We start from the raw sequence: 24599 nt of genomic DNA, 5'->3' as shown, positions 1-24599 counted from the left end.
AGCATTGGAACCACCTGATCCCATCCCGAACTCAGCAGTGAAACGATGCATCGCCGATGGTAGTGTGGGGTTTCCCCATGTGAGAGTAGGTCATCGTCAAGATTAAATTCCAGAACCCCTGTTTGCTTACGCAGACAGGGGTTTTGTTTATGTAGAAGTCCATGAATTTCATCGGCACGTTGCTAACGCGACGGTTCGATACACAGAATTTCTTGACGACCATAGAGCATTGGAACCACCTGATCCCATCCCGAACTCAGCAGTGAAACGATGCATCGCCGATGGTAGTGTGGGGTTTCCCCATGTGAGAGTAGGTCATCGTCAAGATTGAATTCCAGAACCCCTGTTTGCTAACGCAAACAGGGGTTTTGTCGTTTAGAGGCGAACGATCACGTCATGTTTTCTCTCTCCGCGACAATTCACATTCGTAGACTCATCTGGACCGACCGAAGCAGGCTGCTGACTACCGCTGGTCTATTTCCTACGTAAAAAGCGACTTTTTCCCACAACTTCCTAAGTTTTGCGTCGATTTGGCCGAAAGCCTGATGAGCCATGCGTGCACCGAAACAGTGCGGACTGACAGTCCGCTCACATACCGTTCATGGAATGTTTCACCTTGCACGCTCATCCCCCTTTGGCAAAAGAAGTCGATGAAATGAATCTCAAGTTCAGTCATAAAATTCTGTTGGCCGCGTCAGGCGTTGTGGTTCTAGCCTTCGCGTTGTTCACCCTTTACAACGATTACCTGCAGCGCAGCACAATTAAACAGAACCTGGAGTCGTCCATCCAGCAATCCGGTGAACTCACCGCCAGCAGTGTGCAGAACTGGCTCAGTGGGCGAATACTGGTGCTTGAAAGCCTGACGCAAAACGTTGCCCACCAAGGCAGTGCCGCCGATCTTCCAGGCCTGGTCGATCAACCTGCGTTCACCTCGAACTTCCAGTTCACGTATGTCGGCCAAACCAACGGCGTGTTTACCCAGCGCCCGGATGCAAAAATGCCCGACGGTTATGACCCCCGTCAGCGCCCCTGGTACAAACAAGCCGTGGCGGCGGATAAACCCATGCTCACGCCGCCCTATATGGCTGCCGTAGGTGGGCAGATTGTCACTATCGCCATGCCGGTGAAAAAGAACGGCGAACTGCTTGGTGTCGTCGGCGGCGACCTAAGCCTGCAAACCCTGGTGAAAATTATCAACTCGGTGGATTTCGGCGGCATCGGCCATGCGTTCCTAGTCAGTGGCGACGGCCAGGTCATCGTCAGTCCTGACGAAGACCAAGTGATGAAAAACCTCAAGGACATCTACCCCGGGACCAGCGTTCGCATTGAAAAGCTCAACCAGGATGTCGTCCTCAAGGGCCAGGATCGTATTCTGTCATTCACTCCGATCAGCGGCCTGCCAGGCGCGGATTGGTACATCGGTCTGTCGATCGATAAAGACAAGGCCTACGCCCCTCTGGGGAAATTCCGAACTTCCGCATTGATCGCCATGTTGATTGCCGTCGTTGCGATTGCTGTGCTCTTGAGCTTGCTGATTCAAGTCTTGCTGCGCCCCCTGACCACCATGGGCGTTGCGATGCAGGACATTGCTCAGGGGGAGGGTGACCTGACTCGTCGTCTCGCCGTTACCAGCAAAGATGAGTTTGGCGAAGTGGGCAGTGCGTTCAACCGGTTCGTGGAGCGTATCCACGCCTCGATTTCCGAAGTATCGTCCGCAACACGCCAGGTTCATGACCTGTCGCAACGGGTAATGGCGTCGTCCAACGCCTCTATTATCGGTTCTGACGAGCAAAGCGCGCGCACCAACAGTGTGGCTGCGGCAATCAACGAACTGGGTGCTGCCACCCAGGAAATTGCGCGTAACGCCGCTGATGCTTCACAGCACGCCAGCGGTGCCAGCGAGCAAGCTGACGACGGACGCAAAGTGGTGGAGCAAACCATTCTGGCAATGTCGGAGCTGTCGCAAAAAATCAGTTTGTCCTGTACTCAGATCGAAACCCTAAACGCCAGCACGGACAACATTGGTCACATCCTCGATGTGATTAAAGGTATCTCCCAGCAAACCAACCTGTTGGCACTGAACGCCGCGATTGAAGCCGCACGTGCGGGTGAGGCAGGACGAGGCTTTGCCGTGGTCGCTGACGAAGTGCGCAACTTGGCTCACCGTACCCAGGAGTCCGCCGAAGAGATTCATAAGATGATCACTTCTCTGCAAGTGGGCTCGCGTGAGGCGGTGACCACCATGAACGCCAGCCAGGCCTCCAGCGAGGAAAGCGTCGAGGTCGCCAACCAGGCCGGTGAGCGCCTGGTCAGCGTGACGCAGCGGATCGTCGAGATCGACGGCATGAATCAGTCCGTCGCGGCCGCCACCGAGGAGCAGACTGCCGTGGTGGAAACCCTCAACGTAGACATCAACCAGATCAATCTGCTGAACCAGCAGGGCGTGGCCAACCTCAACGAAACGCTGAAAGATTGCGATGCGTTGTCGCAGCAGGCTAATCGGTTGAAGCAACTGGTCGACAGTTTCAAGATCTGACCCATCACCTGTGTGCGTAGGAGCGAGCCGTCGCGCTCCTACGGCCTGCTCAGCAAACGACGTACATTGTCCAGCGCGCTGTCTGCGAAGTCCTGCACAAACTGTTCAAACCCCTTCTGTGCCGCCTCTACGGGCTCGGCAATGATGGTCCAGGTGACTCTGGAACAACGCGTTCCCAGAGCCTCGACGTTAATGGCTGCCCACAATCTGGCCACACCCAGGGTGTTGTAGATCGTGGTCCATGTCATGTGCATGCCGTGCTCATCCCGGCTGTTGAGCTGTTCAACCACACGGTTGCCATCTCGGAAGAACTTCGTGCGCAATGCACCTACGCCGGTACCGGTCATTTCAATATGCGTCAGGTCGGTGATGAATACATCGAACCTGGAAAATTCCCCCACCATGTCCCACAAACGGCAGGCCTGGCAGTCGACCACTACAGAGGCCACTATCGGCCGGCCAGTCGGGTTGTGGATTAACGTATCGGGTTGCAGCAGATTCATGAGGTTGTCCTGGGGCCGTTCATAGAAAGCCGATAGCCTTGAGGTAATTGCAGCCTTTGCTCAATAGCGTGGGTTCTTTGTCGGGATACCTCTCGCCCATCTGCTGAACGCCATGGCGCGCGTTGTCGTGAAGGATCATCCCGGTGTCGCCGATGTCTTCATCCAGGCCATCAAGATAAAACCCGAGTACGCCGAACAGCGCGTTGTCCTGGTCCACAGTCCTTAGCGCCTCCTGCCATCGCGCGAGGCTCACTCGCTCGAACGTGTGACCCGACCGGCTGAACGCATCCAGATAGTCCTCCCAGCTCAAAGGTTGTGGGTTATGTAGGTTGAACACGTTTCTATCGGCTTGGAAACGACCACTGTGGAAGGCAATGAAGCGAGCCAGGAAATCCACCGGCATCAGGTCGAAATTCAGATCGAGTCGTGGAAGCAGGCCCAATTGCAAAGAGCCTTTGAGCATCAGCAACAGGCGATTTTTTTGCGGCTGACAGACCCCGTTACGGCTGTTGAAACTGACGTTTCCAGGACGATGAATATTCACCCAGGCTCCCTGTTTGAGTGCATGTCCCAGACGCCGCTCCGCCACCCACTTGGACAGGTTGTAGCCATTCTTGATGTACACCGGCAATGTGGCTGCGGCGGGGGTTTCAAGTACATGACCAAGCGTGTCGACGCTACTGCAGGCTGATAACGTCGATACAAAATTGAAGACCTTCTTGCTGCCTGTCTCGCACAAACGCAGGCATTCGAATATAGGGTCGACGTTGTCGCTGGCCAGTGAGGCATAGTCCATTACGTGGTTGACCTGTGCCGCATTGTGCACCAGCACGCCGAAGCCTTCGACGAGGTAGTCGTAGACGTTACTCGCCAAGCCCAATCGAGGCCGGCTGATGTCCGCGGCAAATACCTGCACCCTGCTCAGGTCCAGGTGTTCCAAACGGTGATCACGCAGCGCCTGGTTAAAACGCGCCATCGCTGACTGTCCCGGTCGCTCTCGCACCAGGCACGCCACCGAAGTTGCGCCATTGGTAACCAGGGCTTGGACGATATGTACGCCGACAAAACTGTTGGCACCGGTGACGATCACTTTGTCTGGATCGCCGGCGAAGTCCTCGTGCAGCGTGTTGAGCGTCCACTTGCGTTGGGCATCCCGGACCGCCTGGCCGAAGCAGGCGTCGGGGCGCTCACTTTCCTCGATCAGCGCCGCGAGTGTACGGACCGTTGGTGCTTCAATGAACGGGCTCAGCGCAAAACTGCGGCCACATTGCTCGCGAACACGTAGCAACAACGTCGACAGCAAAATCGAATGGCCGCCGAGGTCGAAGAAGCTGTCATCGAGCGCGACGTTCTCCACCGGCAGCGCCAAAAGCTCGCCCCAAAGGTCGCGCAGCCGAGTTTGCAGCGGGGTGTGAGCAGGACAGGAGGCCAGCTGCACCAGGGGAGGTGGCGGCAGAGCCAGCAGCGCCTGGCGGTCGACTTTACCGTTTGCCGAGTGGGGCATGCGGGGCACCTCAAGCCAGGATCCCGGTTGCAGATAATCCGGTAGCCACTGCCGTGCATGTCTGCGCAGCGCCGCTACGGTGGCGCCTGGTTCAGGCTGGGCGGCAAAGGCGTGGATCCGGCGGTCACGGTCAATCACCACGGCCAGCTCGCGATATAGCCGGCTGTTGCGCAGACATTGTTCAATCTCTTGGGGTTCGACCCGAAAGCCGCGAATTTTGACCTGATCATCACGCCGCCCGCCCAACATAATGCCCTCTGCGGTCCACTGTGCAAGGTCGCCGCTGCGGTACGCCTGAACGACGTGGCCACCTGTCTGCAATTGGACAAACGCGCTGGCGGGCTGCGACGTCGCGCTCACATACCCCAGGCTTACCCCAGGGCCAACGATGTAGATTTCGCCCGTTACCTGTTCTTCCACGGGCTGCAGTTTTTCATCGAGGATCAGCACTTGGCTGTTGGCAATGGGGTAGCCAATGTTGCGACAGTTATCGCCGGGAGCCAGCGTTCGGTGTGTGACCAACACTGTGGTCTCGGTGGGACCGTAGAGGTTGTGAAGCTGGCATTGCCCGGCCAGTTGCTCTATCACATGGGGCTCGCAGGCATCGCCACCGGTCAGCAGGTGCGTCACCCCCAGCGGCTGATCCAATGGCAAGGTACTGAGCAGCGCGGGCGGGATGAATGCATGGGTAACGCGCTGCCGGCGCAGTAACGCCACCAGTTGCAGAGGATCGCGTCGTTGCTCCTCGCTCGGGACAACCAACATGGCGCCTGAGATCAAGGAGGGAAAGATATCGATCAACGATGAATCGAAACTCAAGGGCGAAAACTGCAACACCCGACTGTGTTTATCCAGTGCCATCCGGGCCTCGAACCAGGCTGTGAAATGCGCCAGGTTGCGTTCGCTGAGCAGCACGCCCTTGGGCTGGCCAGTGGTTCCCGATGTGTAGAGCATGATGCACGGCGCATTCAGGCGATCGCCGGTGTCTGTTGGCTGGAACAGCGGCCCGGTGTTGCCCGTGCCGACCGCGCTGACATCCAGTGAAGGGAACCGCTCCCGCAAAGGGTGCTGACCGGTATCCAGCAATGCCCGGGCCCCAGCGTTTTCAAGCATGACCTCATGCCGTTGAGCAGGCTGCTCCGGTCCCAGCGGCAAGTACACCGCACCACAGCCCAGTACCGCGAGTATGCCGGCATACAAATCGACGGATTTTTCGAGGCAGACGCCGACCACTGGCGGCGCAGTGCGCGTCTCCAGCAACGGGTGCAGGCGCTGCTGGATTGCCGCGGCGCGGGCATGCAACTGGCGGTACGTCACCTCCCGCCCGTCGATGCTCAGTGCTGGCCGGTCGGCGAAAGCGTACAGGCTCGCGTGAATTCGTTCGATCACCGGCACCCTGGCCGTTTGCATCAGCGCGAGGTTTTGGGTGCGATTGAACCGATGCATAAAGGCCAGCGTTTCGAGTGCCTGCAAACCCTGTTCGGGCCAGTCCGTAGCGATCGCACTCATAGAAAAGTAATCAGGGTCTCTTGAAAAACCACTGACGTGCAGCGTCACCCAATCGACCAATGCGCTGGTCACCTGCCGACACAGCCGTTGCCCGTTGCCGCTGGGCTCCTCGGCAATGTTCAGAACAGCCGACAACCGTCGATCACGGTCGTAGGCACGCACTTGCAGCGCAGGCAGCCCGCACTCGGTTATCGGGCCAATCCCCGCGCGCAGGCTTAAGCAGGGGGCGTTGCCCGCGTCATCCGGGAACGGCAGGCTACCGTCTTCAATGCATAGGTCGAAGGCTTCTTGCGTCGACACATGGCCGTACTGTTCCAGCACCGGCCTGATAGCGGCTAGTGCATTGCTGGTACCTCTCCAGCCGATTGCCAGGCGCCTCATACAGGCACCGGCAGGTAGTCGTGCATTGCCTGCGCCACGCTGGGTGTTTGCAGCAGGCCGCTGTGGCGCAGGAAGCTCACGATATTGCCCATCAACGGGTGCCGGTGGGTGATGGGAAACGCCATCGCGAGGATTTCAGCGCGCAGTGTGCTGCGCAGGTCGCTGCCGATATTCAGCTGCTCTATCAGGTGCAGATCGAAGTTTTTCTGCAACTCGTTGGTCAGGTAGCGCGCCAGGAATATCGGCAATACCTGGGCGATGACGTCGCGATCGTCCGGGCTGGCCGTGCGCCAATAGCGTTGTACCAGGCGAGTCCAGAATTGCGCGTGGCGGCCTTCGTCAAACAGATGGTCGGCCATCAAGCCACGGATGGAGGCTTTTACAGTGAGGTCCTTGGAAAACGCGGCCACATCCTGGGTGACGGTATTTTCGGCGATGGCCACGGCAATCAGCTCTACCGCATCGTGCAGGTAGGCCGGCGCATGAGCCTTTGCCGCCGAGAGCGCTTTGCTCAGCTCGATTTGCTCTGGCAGTTCGAGCGGTTGTATGCCGGTCATCTCTACGGTTTGTTGCAGGAAGTCCAACGCGACGAGGGCGTGGTAGTCCTCGTCCACCACCACCGTCATCGCATCAATGCGGCAGGCGAGGGGAAAAGGCACCGAGAAGCGGTTCTTGGCGATGTCGCGCGCGGTCTTTTCGACAATTTCGGTCTCGAAGATCACCACATCATTGATGAATTTGTAGAAGCTCTGTGCCAGGACGAAGTCGCGACATTGCGGGCAGTGCTCCATAAAGCTTGCACTGAGTACCAGGGGCTGGCGGCACAGCGGATAGATCAGTTTGTCGTCGTTTTCCAACAGGCGGCGGGGCCGGGTGCGAATGGTTGCGCGGCGTTCCCAGTCGTCGGCAATCGAGGTGTAGGCGGCAACCTTCATGGCTGCACCTCTTGCAGCGCGGCCTGCACCTCGTCCCAGAGCGTGATCCGGTTTTGCATGGCACTCAGGGCTGCATCACTGGCGTGCCTGGGGTAAGCCGGGTCTTTAGCCACCAAGCGGTCGAGCAACTGGGCAGCTGCCGGCCCATGACTCTGCGCGTCCAACTCAATATGACGTTCAAGGTAGCCACGCAAGACGGGCGCCTGAAGCCGGATGAGCGGGTCTGACTGCAAGAGGCGCCTGAACATGCTCGGGATGACGTGCTCGCGTCCGTAAAAAAACGCCGCTGCCACACGGTGGGTGGGGGCGTGCCGCGCAACGTGCAACGTCTCGCTGACGAACCGGATTGCGCCAGCAGGCGCATCGATCATGTGCAGGGCGGTGCTTGCTTCCACGCCTTCGCGTTGCAGCGTAATGAAACGGTTGATCGCCCGCGTGTTGGCGCCGACTTCGGCCATGGCTTCCAAGTACCACTCGAAATGGCTGCAGTGGCCGTGCCTGGGGTGTTCGTCTGACTCTTCGCCCAGCACAATTTCATTGATCAAGCGGGCGGCCTGCGGGTCCGCGGGTGGCAGCCAGGGCAGGCGAGTGCAGGTCAGGTCCTGTTGCAGGCGTTTGGTGAGTGTCATGAAATCCCAAACAGCGAAGATATGGTGTTCCATGAAAACCTGTAACTTGCGCTGTGAGGTTATTTCCGAAAATAACGAATGGCCACATAACTGATGTTGTTTTTGTTCAATTAACGATGATTGCATGGATGATGCCTATTAGTTGTTGCGTCTGCCGACTGACAGCGTTGGGCCGTCGTGAGCAGCAAGGAGATAAACAGCTATAAACCAGGCTTTGCGCGCCCGAACGCTCACGGGGGTGAGGCGGCGCTATTGAATGAAGAGTCTGGTTTAGCCGTGAAAGATAATAGGCGGGATAAATAAGTCGACGAGCGTATGAGTGTATTAGATGTTTTTCTAAATAATATTAGCTGTCGGTAAGTTGCTTTGTGATAGTAGGAAGTTTCTTCGGCGCGGGGCACTATCCGTTAGATAGACGTCCCCGACACGCAGGCGGCGCAACACCAGTGTGTAGACACTTTGTTAAGTTTTTTGCTTGCGAGCGGCTTCGAGCCCGCTGAGGTATTGGGTAATCACCTCCATTCCTCGCATCAAGTGATTACGTAAAGTCAGGACGCTTTCCTCGACTTTCTTTTGTGCCACCAGGTTCAACAGTTCACGGTGGTCTGCCTGAGACATCTGGCCCAGCCCCATCGCTTCAAGGTTGAAACGCAGGAACCGCTCCTCCTCGTTCAATCCATGCTCCACCAATTTGAGCAGGCGCTGGTTAGGGGCCTTGCTGTAAAGGGCCATGTGAAACAAACGATTGAGGCGGCCGATCTCGGCGTAGTCTTTTTCCTGCTCCAGAGCGTTGATGAATGCATTGGCCTCGGCGATGTCGGTGTTGGTCAACAACGGAATCGATAAGCGCAAGGCTTCGGACTCCAGCAGCATTCGCAGTTCGTAGGTCTCTGCCGAATTGTCCTCGATCAAAGGGGCTACCACGGCTCCTTTATGGGTCACCACCTGCACCAGTGACTGCGCCTCCAACTGGCGCAAGGCTTCACGCACCGGCATACGGCTTACCCCGAACAGGCTGGCCAACTCCTGCTGACGCATGGCGGTACCGCAGGGCAATCGGCCATCGAGGATGGCATTGCGCAAGGTTTCTTCAATCACGGAGCGAGCAAGGTGGGCGGGAATGGGACCGCTGACCTTGATGCTGTTCAAAGGGGTCGGCTTCTGCGTCACGGTTACGTAATGCTCCTTGTTCGGAGGGTGCTGGCTAATTGGATCCAATGAACACTAGAGACTGCCCAGAGGCTTGTCAAACAGGCACGGTTTCGGCTTGTAAGCGTTTCAACACGCGGCTCCCACAGCCCACGAACGTGTTTTGGAAGGTCTTACACGCCGCGGGCACCGTGCGTCATTCCTCGCATATATATATTCTTTAACGGTATTTAAAATTAATTTCTTATACCTATAAAGTCATTTCCCTGTCCGACCGGGAGTGAACTCATGTCCGCCGCCTCTGCTGTTTTACCAGTGACCCCTACCGCCCAAGTCTTCGAGGTTCGCCCCTTGCCGGGCAGCGTGGGTGCCGAGATTATCGGCCTGGACGTGTCCCGGCCAGTCAATGATCAGGATTTTGCGCGTATTCACCGCGCGCATCTGGATTATCACGTGGTGGTCTTTCGCGACCAGCGCATCACCCCTGAGCAACAGATCGCGTTCAGCCGCCGCTTTGGCGTGTTGCAGATTCATGTGCTCAAACAGTTCCTGCTGGCAAACCACCCGGAAATCCTGATCGTCTCCAACATCATTGAAAACGGCCAAGCCATCGGCCTGGGTGATGCAGGCAAGTTCTGGCATTCGGACCTGTCTTATAAAGAACTGCCCAGCCTGGGCTCGATGCTGCACGCCCAGGAGTTGCCCTCTGAAGGCGGCGACACCTTGTTCGCTGACATGCACAAGGCTTGGGACCAACTGCCCGAGCACCTGCGTACCGCCGTCGAGGGCCGCAGCGCCGCGCACTCCTACACCGCGCGCTACAGCGAGACCAAATTCGAAGGCAACTGGCGCCCAACGCTCACTCCTGAACAATTGGCCCAAGTGGCCGAAGTGGTGCACCCCATTGTGCGCACCCACCCGGAAAACGGCCGCAAGGCGCTGTTTGTCAGTGAAGGCTTCACCACCCGCATCGTCGGCGTGCCGGAGGACGAGAGCCGCGACCTGCTCACCCAGCTCTATGCCCACAGCGTCTTGCCCCACAACATCTATCGCCACCAGTGGCAGCCCCACGACCTGGTGTTCTGGGACAACCGCTCGCTGATCCACCTGGCAGCCGGCTGCCCCAGCCACCTGCGCCGCAAGCTGTTTCGCACCACCATCCAGGGCGACGCGCCTTTCTGATTGGGAGCATGACCATGTCCAAGAACATTCCATTGGCACGCCTGGCCGCCACGTTCGGCCTGGGTCTGAGCCTGTTGGCCGGCAGCCTGGTAGCGCCGGCGGCGGCCCAGGCCGAAGGTGAGATTCGCATCGCCGAACAATTCGGCATCGTCTACCTGTTGCTCAACGTGGTGCGCGACCAGCACCTGATCGAGAAGTACGGCAAGCAGGAAGGCATCGACATTAAAGTCGACTGGACCCAACTCTCCGGTGGCGCGGCGGTCAACGACGCGCTGCTCTCAGGCTCCATTGATATCGCCGGCGCCGGCGTCGGCCCGCTGCTGACCATCTGGGACCGCACCCACGGCAAGCAGAACGTCAAGGCCGTGGCGTCCTTGGGCAACTTCCCCTACTACCTGGTCAGCAACAATCCCAAGGTCAAGACCATCGCCGATTTCACCGAAAAAGACCGCATCGCGGTACCGGCGGTGGGGGTGTCAGTGCAGTCGCGCTTTTTGCAATACGCGGCCGCCAAACAGTGGGGCGACAATGCGTTCAATCGCCTCGACAAGTACACCGTCGCCGTCCCGCATCCGGACGCCACCGCTGCCCTGATCGCTGGCGGCACCGAATTGACGGGGCATTTTTCCAACCCTCCGTTCCAGGACCAGGCCCTGGCTAACCCCAATGTGCACGTGGTGCTCAACACCTATGACCTGTTGGGGCCGAACTCGCCAACGGTGCTGTTCGCCACGGAAAAATTCCGCAACGACAACCCCAAAACCTACAAGGCGTTCGTCGAGGCACTGACCGAAGCTGCGCAGTTCGCCCAGAACGACAAAGGCGCTGCCGCCGACACCTATATCCGCGTGACCAAGGCCAGGATTGACCGCGCCGAACTGCTCAAAATCATCGATAACCCGCAGTTCGAATTCAGCGTGACACCAAAAAATACCTACCCGCTGGCCGAATTCCTCTATCGCGTCGGCGCCATCAAAAACAAGCCTGAATCGTGGAAGGACTACTTCTTCCAGGACGCCAAGCCCCTGCAAGGAAGTTGAGATGAACGCACCCTTGCAAGGCCTCGCGGCCAGCAACCTGTACACCGCCGAGCCCTTGCTGGCGGTGGATAACGTCAGCCTCGAATACCGTACGCCCGAGCGCGTGGTGCGTGCCACGCACCACGTCAGCTTCGAGATTGACCCGGCCGACCGCTACGTCTTGCTCGGCCCGTCGGGCTGTGGCAAATCAACGTTGCTCAAGTCCATCGCCGGGTTTATCAAACCCTGCGAAGGCGAGATCCGATTGCTGGGGCACAAGGTCGAGCAGCCGGGCCCGGACCGCATCGTGGTGTTCCAGGAGTTCGACCAGTTGCCGCCGTGGAAAACGGTCAAGCAGAACGTGATGTTTCCCTTGCTGGCATCCAACACGCTCAAGCGTCGCGAAGCCGAAGAACGTGCGTTGCATTGTCTGGACAAAGTTGGCCTGAGCGCCTTCGCCGATGCCTACCCCCATACCCTGTCCGGCGGCATGAAGGCCCGCGTCGCGATCGCCCGTGCCCTGGCCATGCAGCCGAAAATCCTATTGATGGACGAGCCCTTCGCCGCGCTCGACGCCCTCACGCGACGCAAGATGCAGGAAGAGTTGCTGCTGCTCTGGGAGGAAGTGCGCTTCACCCTGTTGTTCGTCACCCACTCCATTGAGGAGGCGCTGGTGGTGGGCAATCGCATCCTGTTGCTGTCGCCACATCCGGGGCGGGTGCGCGCGGAAATCCACAGTCATCAATACGACTTGCACAGCCTTGGCGGTATGGACTTCCAAGCGTCGGCGCGACGGATTCATCGCCTGCTGTTCGATGAGGCCAGCGCCGCCGAACCCGAGTTGGGTTTTGCTGACATCCGCATCGCTTACTAACGGAGCAACCCATGCGCCAGGAATACGAAATCACCCTCGAACCGCTGCTCAGCGTGCCCGTGGAGCGCGAACTGCCGCTGCGCCAGCGCTTGTGGCAGCAAGGCTGGCTGCGCAAGGGCCTGATCCTGATCGTACTGGCGATCCTCTGGGAAGCCGTGGCGCGCTACCAGAATAACGACCTGTTGCTGCCGAGCTTTTTGCAGACCTTTCACGCGCTGTACGACGGCCTGCTCAGCGGCGAACTGTTGGGCAAGGTCAGCATCTCGCTGGTGGTGCTGGTCAAGGGTTACCTGATCGGCATTGTGCTGGCGTTTGCCCTGACCACTTTGGCGGTGTCGACCCAATTGGGCCGCGACCTGCTGAGCACCCTGACGTCTATGTTCAACCCGCTGCCGGCCATCGCCTTATTGCCGCTGGCGCTGCTGTGGTTCGGGCTGGGCCAGAACAGCCTGATTTTCGTGTTGGTGCATTCGGTGCTGTGGGCGCTGGCGCTCAATACCTATTCGGGGTTTCTAGGCGTGTCCGAAACCCTGCGCATGGCCGGTCGCAACTATGGGCTCAAGGGCATGCGCTTTGTGCTGTTCATCCTGATCCCGGCGGCCCTGCCGTCTATCCTCGCGGGCCTCAAAATCGGCTGGGCGTTTGCCTGGCGCACATTGATCGCCGCCGAACTGGTGTTCGGCGCCACCAGCGGCAAGGGCGGACTGGGCTGGTACATTTTCCAGAACCGTAACGAGCTGTACACCGACAAAGTATTCGCCGGGCTGGCCGTGGTGATCCTGATCGGCCTGCTGGTCGAAAACCTGGTGTTTGATACCTTCGAGCGGCTCACCGTGAAGCGGTGGGGCATGCAGCGCTGACACGGCCTTCCCGGCGCGGGGCAAGCCCGCTCACCACGACAGCGCGTTTCGCGCAATGGATATGAGCCGTCAGGGGCGTGTGTGCGGTGCCGGGTTCTGCAGAAACACCACATACCCCCGAAACCACTCACTCCCCTTCAAATACCCCGGCTCTTGCCACTCGCCACCCTGGATCAAGCCAATCTTGAACGGCAACCCCAGCCGATTCAGGCGCGGTAAATACGCAGCGTAGTCCGGGATGCTGTGGCGCCCCTGATAGGTCTGCACCACCACCTCATCCACCACCCCCTTGAGCTGGGCGATGGCGGCCGGGTCGGCGTTGCTGCTCCAATCCATCAGGCCGGTGATGCTCAGACGCAGCTCAAAGGGCAGACGTCGGCGCAGGTCACGCAGGAAGTCGGCGTAGTCGTGCAGGTACTGGGTGCGTGCGTCGAAGTCGATCTGGATGCCCACCACCGGGTTGCCGGCCTCGCGCCAGCGTTGTACCTGGCTGAGCAGTTGGCTGTAGACCCGCTCCGGCCAATGCAGCGTATGGGCGCGGTACACCACCCAGACTTCACCTTGGGTGATGCGCGGCACGCCGGTGCCTTGGGCAATCATCCGCACACCACGCTGTGGCGCGCGGCGGGTGGAGTTGATCTGGCCCTGAAGGATGTACAGGGTTTTGGCCTGCTTGAGCACCGGCTGGGGCGTGACGCCGCTCCACAGCCAGAAAGCGTCATAGTCGCGGGCGTCGACGGCGGCGAAAGCCGGGCTCGCCAGCAGCAGCAAGCCCAGCCATAGGTGTTTCACCAGTAGTACTGCAGCGATTTGCCCCACTGGGTGTCGGCAAAGCCGCTCTTGAGTTGGCGGAACCAGGCCTTGCGCACCGCAGGTTCGACATCCTGGCCGCCGCAGCTGTTGTAGCCGGCCGGGGCGTAGCAGTTGATGGCGCGGAACAAGGCGTAAGCCTTGTCGTTCTTCGGCGCCTTGGCGTTACCGATCACCTGTTTGTAACCGTCGAGGCGCGAGAAGGTTTCACCCTTGAAGTCCGAGGCGGTGCTGCCCAGGCTGCCGGCGGCGCGCGCCTGCTCCAGGGGCATGCCATCCAGGCCGTTACGCAGGATGAATTCGCCGAAGCAGTTCAGGGCTTGCGGGTTTTTCGCGTCGCCTTGCAAGGTGGCGGCGGTTTGCACGATGCTCGGGCAGGTGTAGCCGGATTCGGCTTTCTCGCCGTTCCACTGGAACAGCTTCAAGGTCTGGCCGCCGCTGTACACATAACCCAGGCTGGTGCCCAACTTATCCTCCGAGGGCGAGGCCGGCAGTTGTTTGAGGTCTTCGGCGAAGGTGGCGAACTGGCCGCGCAGCAGGTCTTTGTAGAGCAACACGAATTGCGCGGTCTGGCGCTCCAGCGGGTCGCTGGCCTGGGCGCTCTGCTGACGCAGTAATTCAGGCCCGGCGACGTTGCGCAGCAGGATGTAACGCACCTGTTTGGCGCTGATCGGTGAGTCGTCGGCAAACACCTTGGCCAGTTGGCCGCTGCGCTCGTAGTTCATGGCCAGGGCCAGTTCCAGTTGGTCGCGTTGCAGCGGCAACTTGGCCTGGGCGAGCAGCGTCAGCCACAGGGCTTCTGCGCCTTTCCAATCTTTTTTGTCTTCCAGTGCCAACGCGCGCAGGGTCTGTTGGCTGAAGGCGAAGTAGTCCAGGTGCGACGGCACGTCCTGTGGCAGGTGCTTCAGGGCGTTGTCGGGTTGGTGCTCGACGTACAGGGCGTAGGCGGCCTGCAGGTAGTCGAACAGCGCGGGCTCGTTGGCAAAGGTGGCTTTCTGCTTGTCGAGGGCTTCGCGGGTCAAGCTCGGCGGGGTGTGAGCACGCATCAACATCAGGTCGGTGACCACTTGCAGCATCGGGTTCTTGAGGCTGCCACCGCTGACCATCAGCAATTTAAGGTCGGCTTCTTCCACCAATTCGTCCAGTGACACATTGCGCTGAGCCTCGGTGGCTTCGGTCATCTGCCAGGCGAAGTCTTCGGAGAGCTTGTCGGCATCACCTGCCAGCCAATGCACGCGACGCAGCAGGCCATGGGCGGACGTGGCGTAGTCGCCCTGTGGATAAGTCTTAAGGTACTCAAGGAAGCCTTTTTCGGCCCGGCCCACTGCCGACTTATCCACATGCTCAAGCTGCGGCATGCCGTACTCGTCGAAGGCCTGGGCCTGCGCCTGGTTCAGGGCGGTGCGCGCGGTCATATACAGCGCCGTCTCTTTCAGCCAGGGCTGGTCGCTGCTGCCGGCAGCGGCAAACCCGCGTTCGGCTTCGCTGAAACGCCCGCTGTAGAAGTCGGCGGCGGCTTGCAGGTAAGTGCGCAGCAGGCGGCCATTGGACGACTCGATCGGCTCGGCGACCACCGGACCATCCCAAGTGCAGGCGGTGAGCAATTGCAGGCGCGCGTTCGCCAGCAACTGGCGCTCGGCGCTCGGCATGTCGGCCTTCACCACTTGGCGGACAAACGCCGTGGCGCTGTCATCGTCATTGCTGCGGCAGCGGCTGCCTTCGCCATCGACGAACGCTTCACCGGCGGTTTCGTAGGCTTCGCGCTTGATCCCCAGGGAGGTCAGCAGAGTGTCGAGTTCGGCGGTAGACGAGTCGTCCGAGTCGGGCTCGGTTTCTGCGCTGGACGCGGCAGTCAGGCGATACACCGCAAACGGCACCGGGCCAAAACCCTGGGCCAGGTCATCTTCGCTCAAGGCATTCGGGGTCAGCGGCGCGTTTTTCTTGTCCGCCAGCAACAGGCGCAGGTTGGCGCGGCTGTCATTGCCGGGGCTGAGGAACGGCAGGTTATTGCACGGGTCGAGGCTGTCACGCGACACCCGCCAATCCGGGTAGCATGAATCATCCGAGCTGGCGTGGGCCTGCAGGGAAATACCGGCCAGCAGAGCCAATGTCAGGGGTGACAGAAAACCGATGCGCATGACGTGTCCTTGATCCTGGGTCCTTGGAGGGCGCCAATAGTAGCCTGATCCGACCTTGGCTTTGGTGAAGGCCTACACAAATCGCAGAATTGTCCGACTGGGAAAGTAGCTATTTGATCTCGCTGGCCTAGACTGCGCTTATGCTCAGGGAGAGACGTTTATGAAGTTGTTGCATGGATGGCTGTTGAGTGTTTGCTGCCTGATGGGCGCTGTACCGACGGTGATGGCGGACGATCCGTTGCTGGATCAACCGGCCACGACCGCCGCGAGCACCGGCAGCGAAGCGCGAGGTGTATTGCGCGCTCGCGACCAAGCGATGCTGGCCAGCGAGTTGTCCGGGCGCATTGTCGATCTGCCGTTCAGCGAGGGTGAGTCCTTCAAGAAGGGCGACACCCTGGCGCGTTTCGACTGTTCGGCCTATCAAGCGCAACTCAATGCCGCATCGGCGGCCAGTCGCGGCGCCGGTGAAGAGCTGGCCCACAATAAACAGTTGGCGGCGCTCAATTCCGTCGGCCGCTTCGAAGTGGCACGCGCGCAAGCCAAACTCACTGAAACCCAGGCCCAGTCCCAGGTCTATCAGGTGCAGGTCAAGCGTTGCAGCGTGCTGGCGCCGTATGACGGCCAAGTGGTGCAGCGCAAAGTGCAACGCTATGAAAGCGTCTCGGCGGGCTCGCCGTTGCTGGAAATCGTCGACAACCGCAGCCTGGAGATCCACTTACTGGTGCCGTCGCGCTGGATGGGCAAACTCAAGCCAGGGCAGGCGTTCACCTTCACCCCCGATGAAACCGGCCAAGCGTTCAACGCCACAGTCAAACGTCTGGGCGCACGCATTGACGAGGGCAGCCAGACCCTGTTGCTGGTGGCCACGGTGTCCAATGCCAGCGGGCTGATGTCCGGCATGAGCGGCACCGCCCACTTCGCACAACTGCAATGAACGCACCGTTGCCAGGCAATACCGAGCGGGTGTTCGCCCAATTTCTTGAGCTTGAACGCCAGACCCGTGCCGCGCGCAGCACCGAGCAACTGGCCTACAGCCTGGTTAATGACGGCCAGCCGCTGTTCGGCTACCGCCATGCGGCGCTGATAATCGCCGGCAAGGTGCAGGCGGTGACTGCCGTGAGCAGCGTCGATCCGAACGCGCCGTTTGTGGCGTTCGTCGAGCAGGCCGTGGCGCAATTGCACAAGCAGGCGCTGGGCCAGACCGCCCGTGTGGTGCCCGCCGATCTATTGAGTGCGCAGGTGCAGGCCGACTGGCAGAGTTTGTCGGCAGGGCATGTGTTCTGGTTGCCGTTGATTGGCCCCCAAGGCCGCGTGTTCGGCGGCGTGTGGCTGGCGCGGGATACGCCGTGGAACCCGGCCGAGCAGGTGCTGCTGGCGCAATTGGGCGACACCTACAGTCATGCCTGGCTCGCGTTGCAACCCCGCCAGCCATGGCGCTTGCGCCTGACCCGTAAGCGTCGGGCCTTGATAGTGGTGGCGTTGCTGCTGTTGTTGTCGATCCCGGTACGCCAGTCGGTGCTGGCGCCCGCCGAAGTGGTGCCGCTGGCCGGGCAAGTGGTGGCGGCGCCATTGGACGGCGTGATTGCTGAATTTCTGGTCAAACCCAACCAACCGGTCAAGCGCGGTGACCTGCTGCTGCGCTTTGAAAGCACCACCCTCACGGCCCAGGCCGACGTGGCTGCGCGTGCGCTGGGCGTGGCCGAAGCGGAGCTTAAGGCCAATGCCCAGCGGGCGTTTGCCGACGCCGAATCCAGCTCGCGCATTGACTTGCTCGCCGCGCGCGTCGAGCAAAAGCGTGCCGAACGTGACTATGCCCGCGAGTTGCTCAAGCGCAGCGAAGTGCGCGCCGAGCGCGATGGTATCGCGGTGTTCGCCGATGCCGAGCGCTGGCTCGGCAAACCGGTGCAGACCGGCGAGCGCCTGTTGCAGATCGCCGATCCCGGCCAGGCCGAGCTGCGCATCGAACTGGCGGTGGGCGATGCGATTGCCCTGGCGCCGAACGCCCAAGTCGCGCTGTTTCTCGACAGCGACCCGTTGCACCGCCATCTGGCGACCCTGCAACGCGCCGCCTACGAAGCCCAGCCCACCCCTGGCGGGCAACTGGCCTATCGCCTGGACGCGCTGTTCGACGACGCACCGCCGCGTATCGGCCTGCGCGGCACCGCGAAAATCTTTGGCGAGCGCGCGCCGCTGGCCTTGTACCTGTTGCGTCGACCATTGGCGGGCCTGCGCCAGAGCGTGGGGCTTTGATGAACCTGCCCAAACTGCGTGAGGACCTGCAACTGTCCAGCGCCGGTGCGGCTCTGGATGGCTCGCCGCGCTGGACTCTGGCCGACCCGGTGCGTGGGCGCTACTTCAAGCTGGGGGCGACCGCCATTCGGCTGCTACGCCACTGGTCGTTGGGAGATGCGCAAAAAGTCTTGCAAGCCGCCAACCGCGAGCCGGGCTTGCCGCTGGGTGGCCGCGAAGTGGACGAATTACTGAGTTTTTTGCGGGCCCATGACCTGATCGCCGCGCTGGACCCCGAACAGCGCGCCAGTTACCTGTACAAAGCCGCTGCGCGCAAGCAAAGCCTGTGGCAAGTGCTGCTGCACCAATACCTGTTTTTCCGCATCCCGCTGTGGCGCCCGGACGCTTTTCTCAACCGCGCCTGGCCGTGGCTGGCGCGCTTTGGGCCGGGCCTGCTGCGCTACGGTTTGCCCATCGTGCTGGGCCTGGGGGTGTTTCTGGTTGCGCGGGACTGGCAGCGATTCCTGGCGACGTTCCCGCACCTGTTCAGCCTGGGCGGCGCGCTGTCGTTCGGGGTGGCGCTGTTTTTTGCCAAGCTGTGCCACGAGTTCGGGCATGCGTTCATGGCCAAGCGCGCCGGATGTCGGGTGCAGAGCATGGGTGTGGCGTTCATGGTGTTGCTGCCAATGTTTTACACCGACGTCAGCGACGCCTGGCGCGTGAATGATCGCCGCTCGCGCTTGATGATCGGTGCCGGTGGCGTGATGGCGGAGTTGCTGCTTGCCTGCGTTGCCCTGCTGGCCTGGTCGCTGCTGCCCGACGGCCCCGCGCGCACTGCCGCGTTCATGCTGGCCAGCGCCACGTGGCTGACCACCCTGGCGATCAACCTCAACCCGTTCATGCGTTTTGATGGTTACTTTTTGATCAGTGATCTGTGGGGCGTGGATAACCTGCAAGGTCGTGCCTTCGCCCTGTGCCGCTGGCGCTTGCGCGAGCTGTTGTTCGGTTACGGTGAACCGGCGCCGGAGCCCTGGTCGCTGACGATGCAACGGCGCCTGTTGTGGTGGGGCTACCTGGCCTGGCTGTGGCGGGCGGCGTTGTTCCTGGGGATTGCGCTGGCGGTGTATCACCTGTTTTTCAAGCTGCTCGGGATCTTCCTGATGCTGGTGGAGCTGGTGTGGTTCATCTTCCTGCCGGTGTTCAAGGAGTGGCGTGAATGGTGGAGCCGACGCAGCCAGGCCCATGCACCGAGGGTTGTCGTCACCGGGCTGGGTTTGCTGCTGATCGTGCTGGCGTTGGTGGTGCCGTGGCGCAGTGCAGTCGAGCTGCCGACGATGCTCGAAGCTGGCCGCGCCAGCGCCTTGCATGCGCCGGTGGCCGCGCGGGTCAAGGCGTTGCACGTGGTGGATGGTCAGGTGGTGAGCCAGGGTCAGGTGCTGATCGAATTGGAGTCTGCCGACCTGGACGCCCGGCAAAGCATCGTACGTCGTGAAGTGGAGATCCTGCAGTTGCAGATGCGTCGCCAGGCGGGACGCAGCGAAACCGCGGCGGATGCCGGCATTAACGATCAGCGGCTGTCCCAGGCCCTGGCCGAATACCGGGGCCTGGCCGCCCAGCGTGAGCGCCTGTTGTTACGCGCGCCCCATGCCGGGACCGTGCGCGATGTGTTACCGCAATTGAGCACAGGCCGCTGGCTGTCGCCCAAGGACGCGTTGGCGCAAGTGGTGGAGGACGGCGCGCGCCTGCGCGGTTACCTCGCTGAGGCCGAGTTGTGGCGCGTGCTGCCGGGGGCGACTGGGCGGTTTATCGCCGATGACCCAATGCACGCTGCAATTACGGTGGAGTTGACCGACATTGATGCCAACGGCGTGGCGTACCTGGATCAGGAGGCATTGGCTTCCGATCACCATGGGCCGATTGCCGTGCGTCGCGATGAAAACAGACGCCCGGAACCGGTACAGGCGCAATACGGTGCGCGATTTAAAAGTGTGCAGCCGATCCCCACGCCCCACCAGCCGCTGCGCGGTGTGGTGGTGCTGCAAGGGCGCAGTGAGTCGGTGCTGGGCTCAGCCTGGCGCCGGGCGGCAGCGTTAGGGGTCAGGGAAAGCGGTTTTTGACAGGAGTGACACACGATGCTGAACAAGGAGGGCGCGTTGGCGCAGGGTTTGGTAGTGCGCCCGTCGCACACGCGCGACGGGCCGTTTTTACAGGGGCTATACCGCTCGGCGCGGGCTGATCTGCAATGGATCGACGGCGAGCAGGCGCTGGTGGAAGAGGTGATTGCCCAGCAATTTCAGGTCCAGGAAAAGGGCATGGACGAGCATTTTCCCGGCGCGCTGCATTACGTGGTCGAGAAGCTCGGTACGCCGATCGGCGCACTGAGTGCCGACTTTGGGGCGAATGAAATCCGCGTGTTGTACCTGGCGTTTATCCCCGCCGCCCGTGGCCAGGGTTTTGGTCGCGCGGTGTTGCAGGGGGTGCAGCAGGCCGCGGCCCAGGTGTGTTGCCCGGTGGCCACGGTGGTGTGGGCGAGCAACCCCCAAGCGCGCCAGCATTACCTGGCGCTGGGGTTTCGGGTGGAGGAAGCGACACCCGCCGCGCAGCGGCTGGTGTGGTACCCGTCTCAGTTGAACACGATGCAGAAATAGCCGCGTTCGGCGTCTCGGCCCATGGCGGGCTCGCGGGACACGAACACCGGGTCCAGGTTCGTCTCCGGCAGTGGCAGATGGCATAAACCGTCAACGAAATCCGTGGGTCCAAGGCTGTTGAGCAGCACGCTGAAGGCCCCGCGCGCACTGCCCGGCAACGTGGCGCGGGGCGCTTCGCGCACGCTCTGGACCTGAATCGGCAGCGCCGAGCCATCCGGCAGATAAAGCACACTGTTATGCCCCAGCAACGGGCGAAAGTGTTCAGGGGTGATCAGGTTCAACATAAGGCGACTCCGTGTCGGAACGGCCGAGGCTTGTAAACCTCGGCCAAGGGATGGCATCAGTCGCGTGTTGGGAAGAGCCCGTTGAGGGCGATGCTGAAGTTGATCACCAGGAACGGGTTCATGGTGCCCATGGGCTGGCCTTGGCCGGCGGGGTCAATTGTGCCGGTCACGGTGGTGCTCACACCGTTGAGCGGCACCGGGCTGGCGCCCTGTTGGTCCGAGTAAATGGTGGCACTGCCTGGCCCGGTGCCGGACGCGCCAATGAACGAGTTGGTGGTGGTTGGCGCGTTGGCAGGATTGCTGGCAGCATTCGCCAGTTGCACCGAGGTGCTGGCCTTGAGCGCTGTGGTGCCATGAGTGTGGGCGGGCAGGTTGGCCAGTGTGGCAGTGACGCTTTCGGTGCCGGAGACTTGGCCAATAACCCGCGGCGTCAAGCCAGCGCCAGCACCCTGGCCGACCGGCAGGCGACCTTGCAGGTTGGGCAGCATGAAATTTGTTGTGCCGGTGCCGCCGTAGGTGGTGCCGATCAGGGCGAACAGCGCCTGGTATTGGCTGAGGGGCAGGGTTTGACCGGCGCACAAGGCCCAGTCTCGGGGGGCGAAATTAAACGCGAAGGGCTGGATAGTGCCGATGAATACTTCCATGGATCGTTCATCCTTGTAGAGGCTCTATAGGGTGTGACGCCACTCGAGTGGGCGTCATCGCAGAGCGTAGACGCAGGATTGACGTACTGCCCGAGCCTTGCGAAACAGCAAGCGCAGGCGGCCCGTTTAACCTAGAGTGGCGCGAGTTTGCGCATGTACGGTTGTTGAGGAATTTGAGGTGCGACGGTCTGTGGTAGAGCAAAACGAAAAGGCTCACGTCGTTGCCCCGTTCAACGGCGCCTGGGCGGGGGCTGGCTGGCTCAGCCGGTTGTGGTGGCTGCCGATCCTGGGGCTGGCCATGGCCCTGCGATTCTATGGCCTGACCGCTGCGGCGATCTGGGGCGACGAAGGCTCCAGCCTGCTGCTCAGCGAATACGCCTTGGACGACTTGTGGTTTCACGCCGCCCATGATGTGCACCCGCCGCTGTATTTTTTCATGCTGCGCGGCTGGATCGAGCTGTTTGGCGACGGGATCTGGTCGATTCGCGGAATGAGCGCGACCCCAGGCGTGGTGGTCGTTGGCCTGGGGATCTGGCTCACCCGCCAGCTGTCGACCCAGCGCGCGGCGGTGTTGGCCGGCGTGTTGCTGGCGCTGCTGCCCACAGCGGTGCGCTACAGCCAGGAAGTGCGCATGTATGCCCTGCTGGGGGTGTGGCTGCTGGGCGCCACGCTGGCGCTGGTGTACTGGGTGCGTCAACCGGCTCGCATGCGCTATCTGGCCACCTATGTGCTGCTGATGTGCGCGGGTTTCTACACCCACTATTTCACTGCGCTGTGCGTGCTGGTGCACTGGGCCTGGCTGGCTGTGCTGTGTAACGCCCAGCAGCCCGGCGAACGCTTGATTGCGCGTCGACAGTGGTGGCTGGCCAACGTCGCCATCGTGCTGCTTTACCTGCCCTGGCTGCCGAACCTGTTGGATCTGGTGCAGCACGTCGACCAACTCAAGGTCGGTGGCGATATCGGCTGGGAAGAACCGGTTGGCCTGCTCTCCGTGCCGTCGATGATCTGGCAATTCGTGCTTCAGGACGAAGGCCTGGACTTCTGGAGGCCGCTGTTCTGGCTGTTCCCATTGCTGTTGATCGCGGCAGTGGGCATGACCGCCTGGCGGGACCGCGAGCCGGACCGTCCGGCCGTGCTATTGGCGCTGTTTTTCCTCCTGCCGCTACTGCTGGTGTACGGGGTGTCGTTTATCTCGCCGGTGTTTATCGAGCGTTACCTCACCGTGTATGCCCTGGCTTTGCCAATGCTGGTGGCGGTGCTCATCGACCGCTTACCGTCGCGCCTGTCATTGCTGGGGGCTGCGCTGTTCGTGCTGTTCGTCGGCGTTGAGGTGTTGGGGTTGAAGAACAACTTCACCGTGGATGAGCACGACCAGTTCAACGTGCCTGTGGAGTTCGTCAATCGCAATTACCAGGAAGGCGACCGCATCGTCCTCAGCGACATGATGTGGTACCTGAGCTACGTCTATTACGACCAGACCGACGCCCAACTGCAGCTCTACACCCCGCCTAAACCCAATGGCACGCCGACCCGACCGAATGCCTATGGCTTCGGCACCCTGGTGGACCAGGATGGCGGACGCATCTACCTCGACCGCTTATCGGAATTGCCGGCCAATACGCGTCGCGTCTGGCTGATCAGCGGCAACGAAGCACCCGACGATTTTGCGCCCTTGCCCGAGGGCTGGCGCTTGATCAGCCAACAGGACGGCGGCGGGGCGAGGGCGCGGCTCTATGTGCTGTGCCGAGGGCCAGGTGCATCGCAACCTGCAGGCTGCGACTAATATCCGTTTGGCATTAACGGCATACCAAAATAATGGCAAATGACCACTAGTTGATACGGTAATCCTCGGCTACGCTCTCACCACAAATGGAATTTTGTCCTACGAAAGTGGTGAAAGGATGCAGTATCACTTTATCTCCGGACTGCCGCGTTCGGGTTCAACGCTGCTCTCCGCGATTCTGCTGCAGAACCCGCGTTTTCACGCCGGCATGAGCAGCCCGGTCAGCCCCTTGTTCAATGGGGTGCTGGCGCAGTGCAGCGCCGGCAGTGAGTTCGGCTCGGTGATCGACGCCGACACCCGCCGCCGTCTGCTGCGCGGGTTATTCGACGCCTATTACGCCGACAAGGCTTCCACCCCGGTGGTGTTCGACACCAACCGCCAGTGGTGCGCGCGCATGCCCGCGCTGCGTGACCTGTTTCCCCAGGCCAAAGTGATCGCCTGCGTGCGCAACGTCGCGTGGGTCCTGGACAGTCTTGAGCGCCTGTACCGCGCCAATCCGTTCGAGAACACCAAGCTGTTCAACGACGATGACGAGCGCAACACCGTCTACAGCCGCTGCGAAACCCTGGCCCAGCGCAATCGCCTGGTGGGGTTTGCCTGGACCGCGCTCAAAGAGGCGTATTACGGCGAGAACGCCGAGTCGTTGCTGGTGGTCGATTACGACTTGTTGAGCCAGGCGCCGGAGCGGGTGATGCGGCTGGTGTACGAGTTCATCGGCGAGCCGTGGTTCGAACATGACTTCAACCACCTGACCTACGACGCGCCGGCCTTCGACCAGGCGTTGGGGCTTGCCGGCCTGCACAAGGTCAAACCCAAGGTTGCGCCACAGGCCCGGCGCACCCTGTTACCGCCGGACCTGTTTGAAAAGTACGCTGCGCTGTCGTTCTGGCGCGATGGGGCTGCCAGTGCGGCCAATGTCATTCGTATGAAAACCGACGCCGCCGTCAACTGACGGTGGCGTTTCTTTTTTCTGTGTTCAAAG

At 60.9% G+C, this 24599-nt stretch carries 20 protein-coding genes and 2 rRNA genes; 13 read left to right on the top strand and 9 right to left on the bottom strand.

Features of this window, described 5'->3' with window-relative positions:
• From rrf (KZX66_RS25960) to KZX66_RS25950, 3 genes are all read left to right on the top strand, one after another.
• A 5S ribosomal RNA gene (rrf, locus tag KZX66_RS25960) occupies positions 1 to 102 on the top strand; the annotation flags it as partial.
• A 109-nt stretch (positions 103 to 211) separates the two neighbouring features.
• Positions 212 to 327: ribosomal RNA gene (gene rrf, locus KZX66_RS25955) — 5S ribosomal RNA — on the top strand.
• 328 nt (positions 328 to 655) lie between these two features.
• On the top strand, positions 656 to 2536 hold the full coding sequence (locus KZX66_RS25950; RefSeq protein WP_248084058.1) for a methyl-accepting chemotaxis protein: 1881 nt from the start codon (positions 656 to 658) through the stop codon (positions 2534 to 2536).
• 38 nt (positions 2537 to 2574) lie between these two features.
• Here the strand turns inward: KZX66_RS25950 and KZX66_RS25945 are convergent, their stop codons facing one another.
• From KZX66_RS25945 to KZX66_RS25925, 5 genes are all read right to left on the bottom strand, one after another.
• Entirely contained in the window at positions 2575 to 3039 is a 465-nt protein-coding gene (locus tag KZX66_RS25945; RefSeq protein WP_248084057.1) for an SRPBCC family protein, read from the bottom strand.
• Between the two features lie 19 nt (positions 3040 to 3058).
• Entirely contained in the window at positions 3059 to 6433 is a 3375-nt protein-coding gene (locus tag KZX66_RS25940; RefSeq protein ID WP_248084056.1) for an amino acid adenylation domain-containing protein, read from the bottom strand.
• Positions 6430 to 7368 carry a diiron oxygenase gene (locus KZX66_RS25935; protein ID WP_248084055.1) on the bottom strand — a complete coding sequence of 313 codons (939 nt, stop codon included), beginning with the start codon at positions 7366 to 7368 and terminating at the stop codon, positions 6430 to 6432. Before KZX66_RS25935 ends, KZX66_RS25940 begins: the two co-directional genes overlap by 4 nt.
• A complete protein-coding gene (locus KZX66_RS25930) occupies positions 7365 to 8123 on the bottom strand; it encodes a DUF3050 domain-containing protein (RefSeq protein ID WP_248084054.1) in 759 nt (252 codons plus the stop codon). Before KZX66_RS25930 ends, KZX66_RS25935 begins: the two co-directional genes overlap by 4 nt.
• Before the next feature lie 336 nt (positions 8124 to 8459).
• Positions 8460 to 9167, bottom strand: coding sequence for a GntR family transcriptional regulator (locus tag KZX66_RS25925; protein ID WP_248084053.1), 708 nt, complete (start codon positions 9165 to 9167; stop codon positions 8460 to 8462).
• Positions 9168 to 9434: 267 nt separating this feature from the next.
• Here KZX66_RS25925 and KZX66_RS25920 point away from each other — a divergent pair, with 267 nt between their 5' ends.
• From KZX66_RS25920 to KZX66_RS25905, 4 genes are read left to right on the top strand one after another with little or no spacing between them, the layout of a single operon-like run.
• Complete coding sequence (locus tag KZX66_RS25920; protein ID WP_248084052.1) at positions 9435 to 10328, top strand: TauD/TfdA family dioxygenase; 894 nt, start codon at positions 9435 to 9437, stop codon at positions 10326 to 10328.
• 14 nt (positions 10329 to 10342) lie between these two features.
• The gene (locus KZX66_RS25915; protein ID WP_248084051.1) at positions 10343 to 11368 is read left to right on the top strand and encodes an ABC transporter substrate-binding protein; all 1026 of its coding nucleotides are present in this window, start codon (positions 10343 to 10345) and stop codon (positions 11366 to 11368) included.
• 1 nt (position 11369) lies between these two features.
• Complete coding sequence (locus KZX66_RS25910) at positions 11370 to 12221, top strand: ABC transporter ATP-binding protein (RefSeq protein WP_248084050.1); 852 nt, start codon at positions 11370 to 11372, stop codon at positions 12219 to 12221.
• 11 nt (positions 12222 to 12232) lie between these two features.
• Positions 12233 to 13081 carry an ABC transporter permease gene (locus KZX66_RS25905; RefSeq protein WP_248084049.1) on the top strand — a complete coding sequence of 283 codons (849 nt, stop codon included), beginning with the start codon at positions 12233 to 12235 and terminating at the stop codon, positions 13079 to 13081.
• 69 nt (positions 13082 to 13150) lie between these two features.
• Here KZX66_RS25905 and KZX66_RS25900 read toward each other — a convergent pair whose 3' ends face one another.
• Both KZX66_RS25900 and KZX66_RS25895 read right to left on the bottom strand, forming a co-directional pair.
• On the bottom strand, positions 13151 to 13873 hold the full coding sequence (locus KZX66_RS25900) for a DUF3142 domain-containing protein (RefSeq protein ID WP_248084048.1): 723 nt from the start codon (positions 13871 to 13873) through the stop codon (positions 13151 to 13153).
• Positions 13870 to 16029, bottom strand: a complete 2160-nt coding sequence (locus KZX66_RS25895; RefSeq protein WP_248084047.1) for an outer membrane assembly lipoprotein YfiO — start codon at positions 16027 to 16029, stop codon at positions 13870 to 13872. Before KZX66_RS25895 ends, KZX66_RS25900 begins: the two co-directional genes overlap by 4 nt.
• A gap of 160 nt (positions 16030 to 16189) precedes the next feature.
• On the opposite strand from KZX66_RS25895, the gene KZX66_RS25890 reads away from it, so the two are divergent.
• The 4 genes from KZX66_RS25890 to KZX66_RS25875 are packed head-to-tail and all read left to right on the top strand — an operon-like array spanning position 16190 to position 20906.
• The gene (locus tag KZX66_RS25890; RefSeq protein ID WP_248084046.1) at positions 16190 to 16963 is read left to right on the top strand and encodes an efflux RND transporter periplasmic adaptor subunit; all 774 of its coding nucleotides are present in this window, start codon (positions 16190 to 16192) and stop codon (positions 16961 to 16963) included.
• Positions 16960 to 18279 carry an HlyD family efflux transporter periplasmic adaptor subunit gene (locus KZX66_RS25885; RefSeq protein WP_248084045.1) on the top strand — a complete coding sequence of 440 codons (1320 nt, stop codon included), beginning with the start codon at positions 16960 to 16962 and terminating at the stop codon, positions 18277 to 18279. The genes KZX66_RS25890 and KZX66_RS25885 overlap by 4 nt, the downstream gene beginning before the upstream one ends.
• The gene (locus KZX66_RS25880) at positions 18279 to 20375 is read left to right on the top strand and encodes a biotin/lipoyl-binding protein (protein WP_248084044.1); all 2097 of its coding nucleotides are present in this window, start codon (positions 18279 to 18281) and stop codon (positions 20373 to 20375) included. The genes KZX66_RS25885 and KZX66_RS25880 overlap by 1 nt, the downstream gene beginning before the upstream one ends.
• A 15-nt stretch (positions 20376 to 20390) precedes the next feature.
• Positions 20391 to 20906: a GNAT family N-acetyltransferase gene (locus KZX66_RS25875; protein WP_248084043.1), complete on the top strand. Its 516-nt coding sequence runs from the start codon at positions 20391 to 20393 to the stop codon at positions 20904 to 20906.
• Here KZX66_RS25875 and KZX66_RS25870 read toward each other — a convergent pair.
• Together KZX66_RS25870 and KZX66_RS25865 are read right to left on the bottom strand one after the other, a co-directional pair.
• A complete protein-coding gene (locus KZX66_RS25870; RefSeq protein ID WP_248084042.1) occupies positions 20882 to 21190 on the bottom strand; it encodes a hypothetical protein in 309 nt (102 codons plus the stop codon). The two genes, KZX66_RS25875 and KZX66_RS25870, sit on opposite strands and share 25 nt — an antisense overlap.
• Positions 21191 to 21246: 56 nt before the next feature.
• Positions 21247 to 21834, bottom strand: a complete 588-nt coding sequence (locus tag KZX66_RS25865) for a tail fiber protein (RefSeq protein ID WP_248084041.1) — start codon at positions 21832 to 21834, stop codon at positions 21247 to 21249.
• 178 nt (positions 21835 to 22012) lie between these two features.
• Between KZX66_RS25865 and KZX66_RS25860 the strand changes: the two genes are divergently transcribed.
• Positions 22013 to 23617: a glycosyltransferase family 39 protein gene (locus KZX66_RS25860; RefSeq protein ID WP_248084040.1), complete on the top strand. Its 1605-nt coding sequence runs from the start codon at positions 22013 to 22015 to the stop codon at positions 23615 to 23617.
• Between the two features lie 118 nt (positions 23618 to 23735).
• Entirely contained in the window at positions 23736 to 24569 is an 834-nt protein-coding gene (locus KZX66_RS25855) for a sulfotransferase (RefSeq protein ID WP_248084039.1), read from the top strand.
• The last annotated feature ends 30 nt before the right edge of the window (positions 24570 to 24599 follow it).

Origin of the sequence: Pseudomonas sp. EYE_354 (genome assembly GCF_023148575.1) — a bacterium.
Taxonomy (GTDB): domain Bacteria; phylum Pseudomonadota; class Gammaproteobacteria; order Pseudomonadales; family Pseudomonadaceae; genus Aquipseudomonas.
This window is presented reverse-complemented; position numbering and strand designations above follow the sequence as displayed.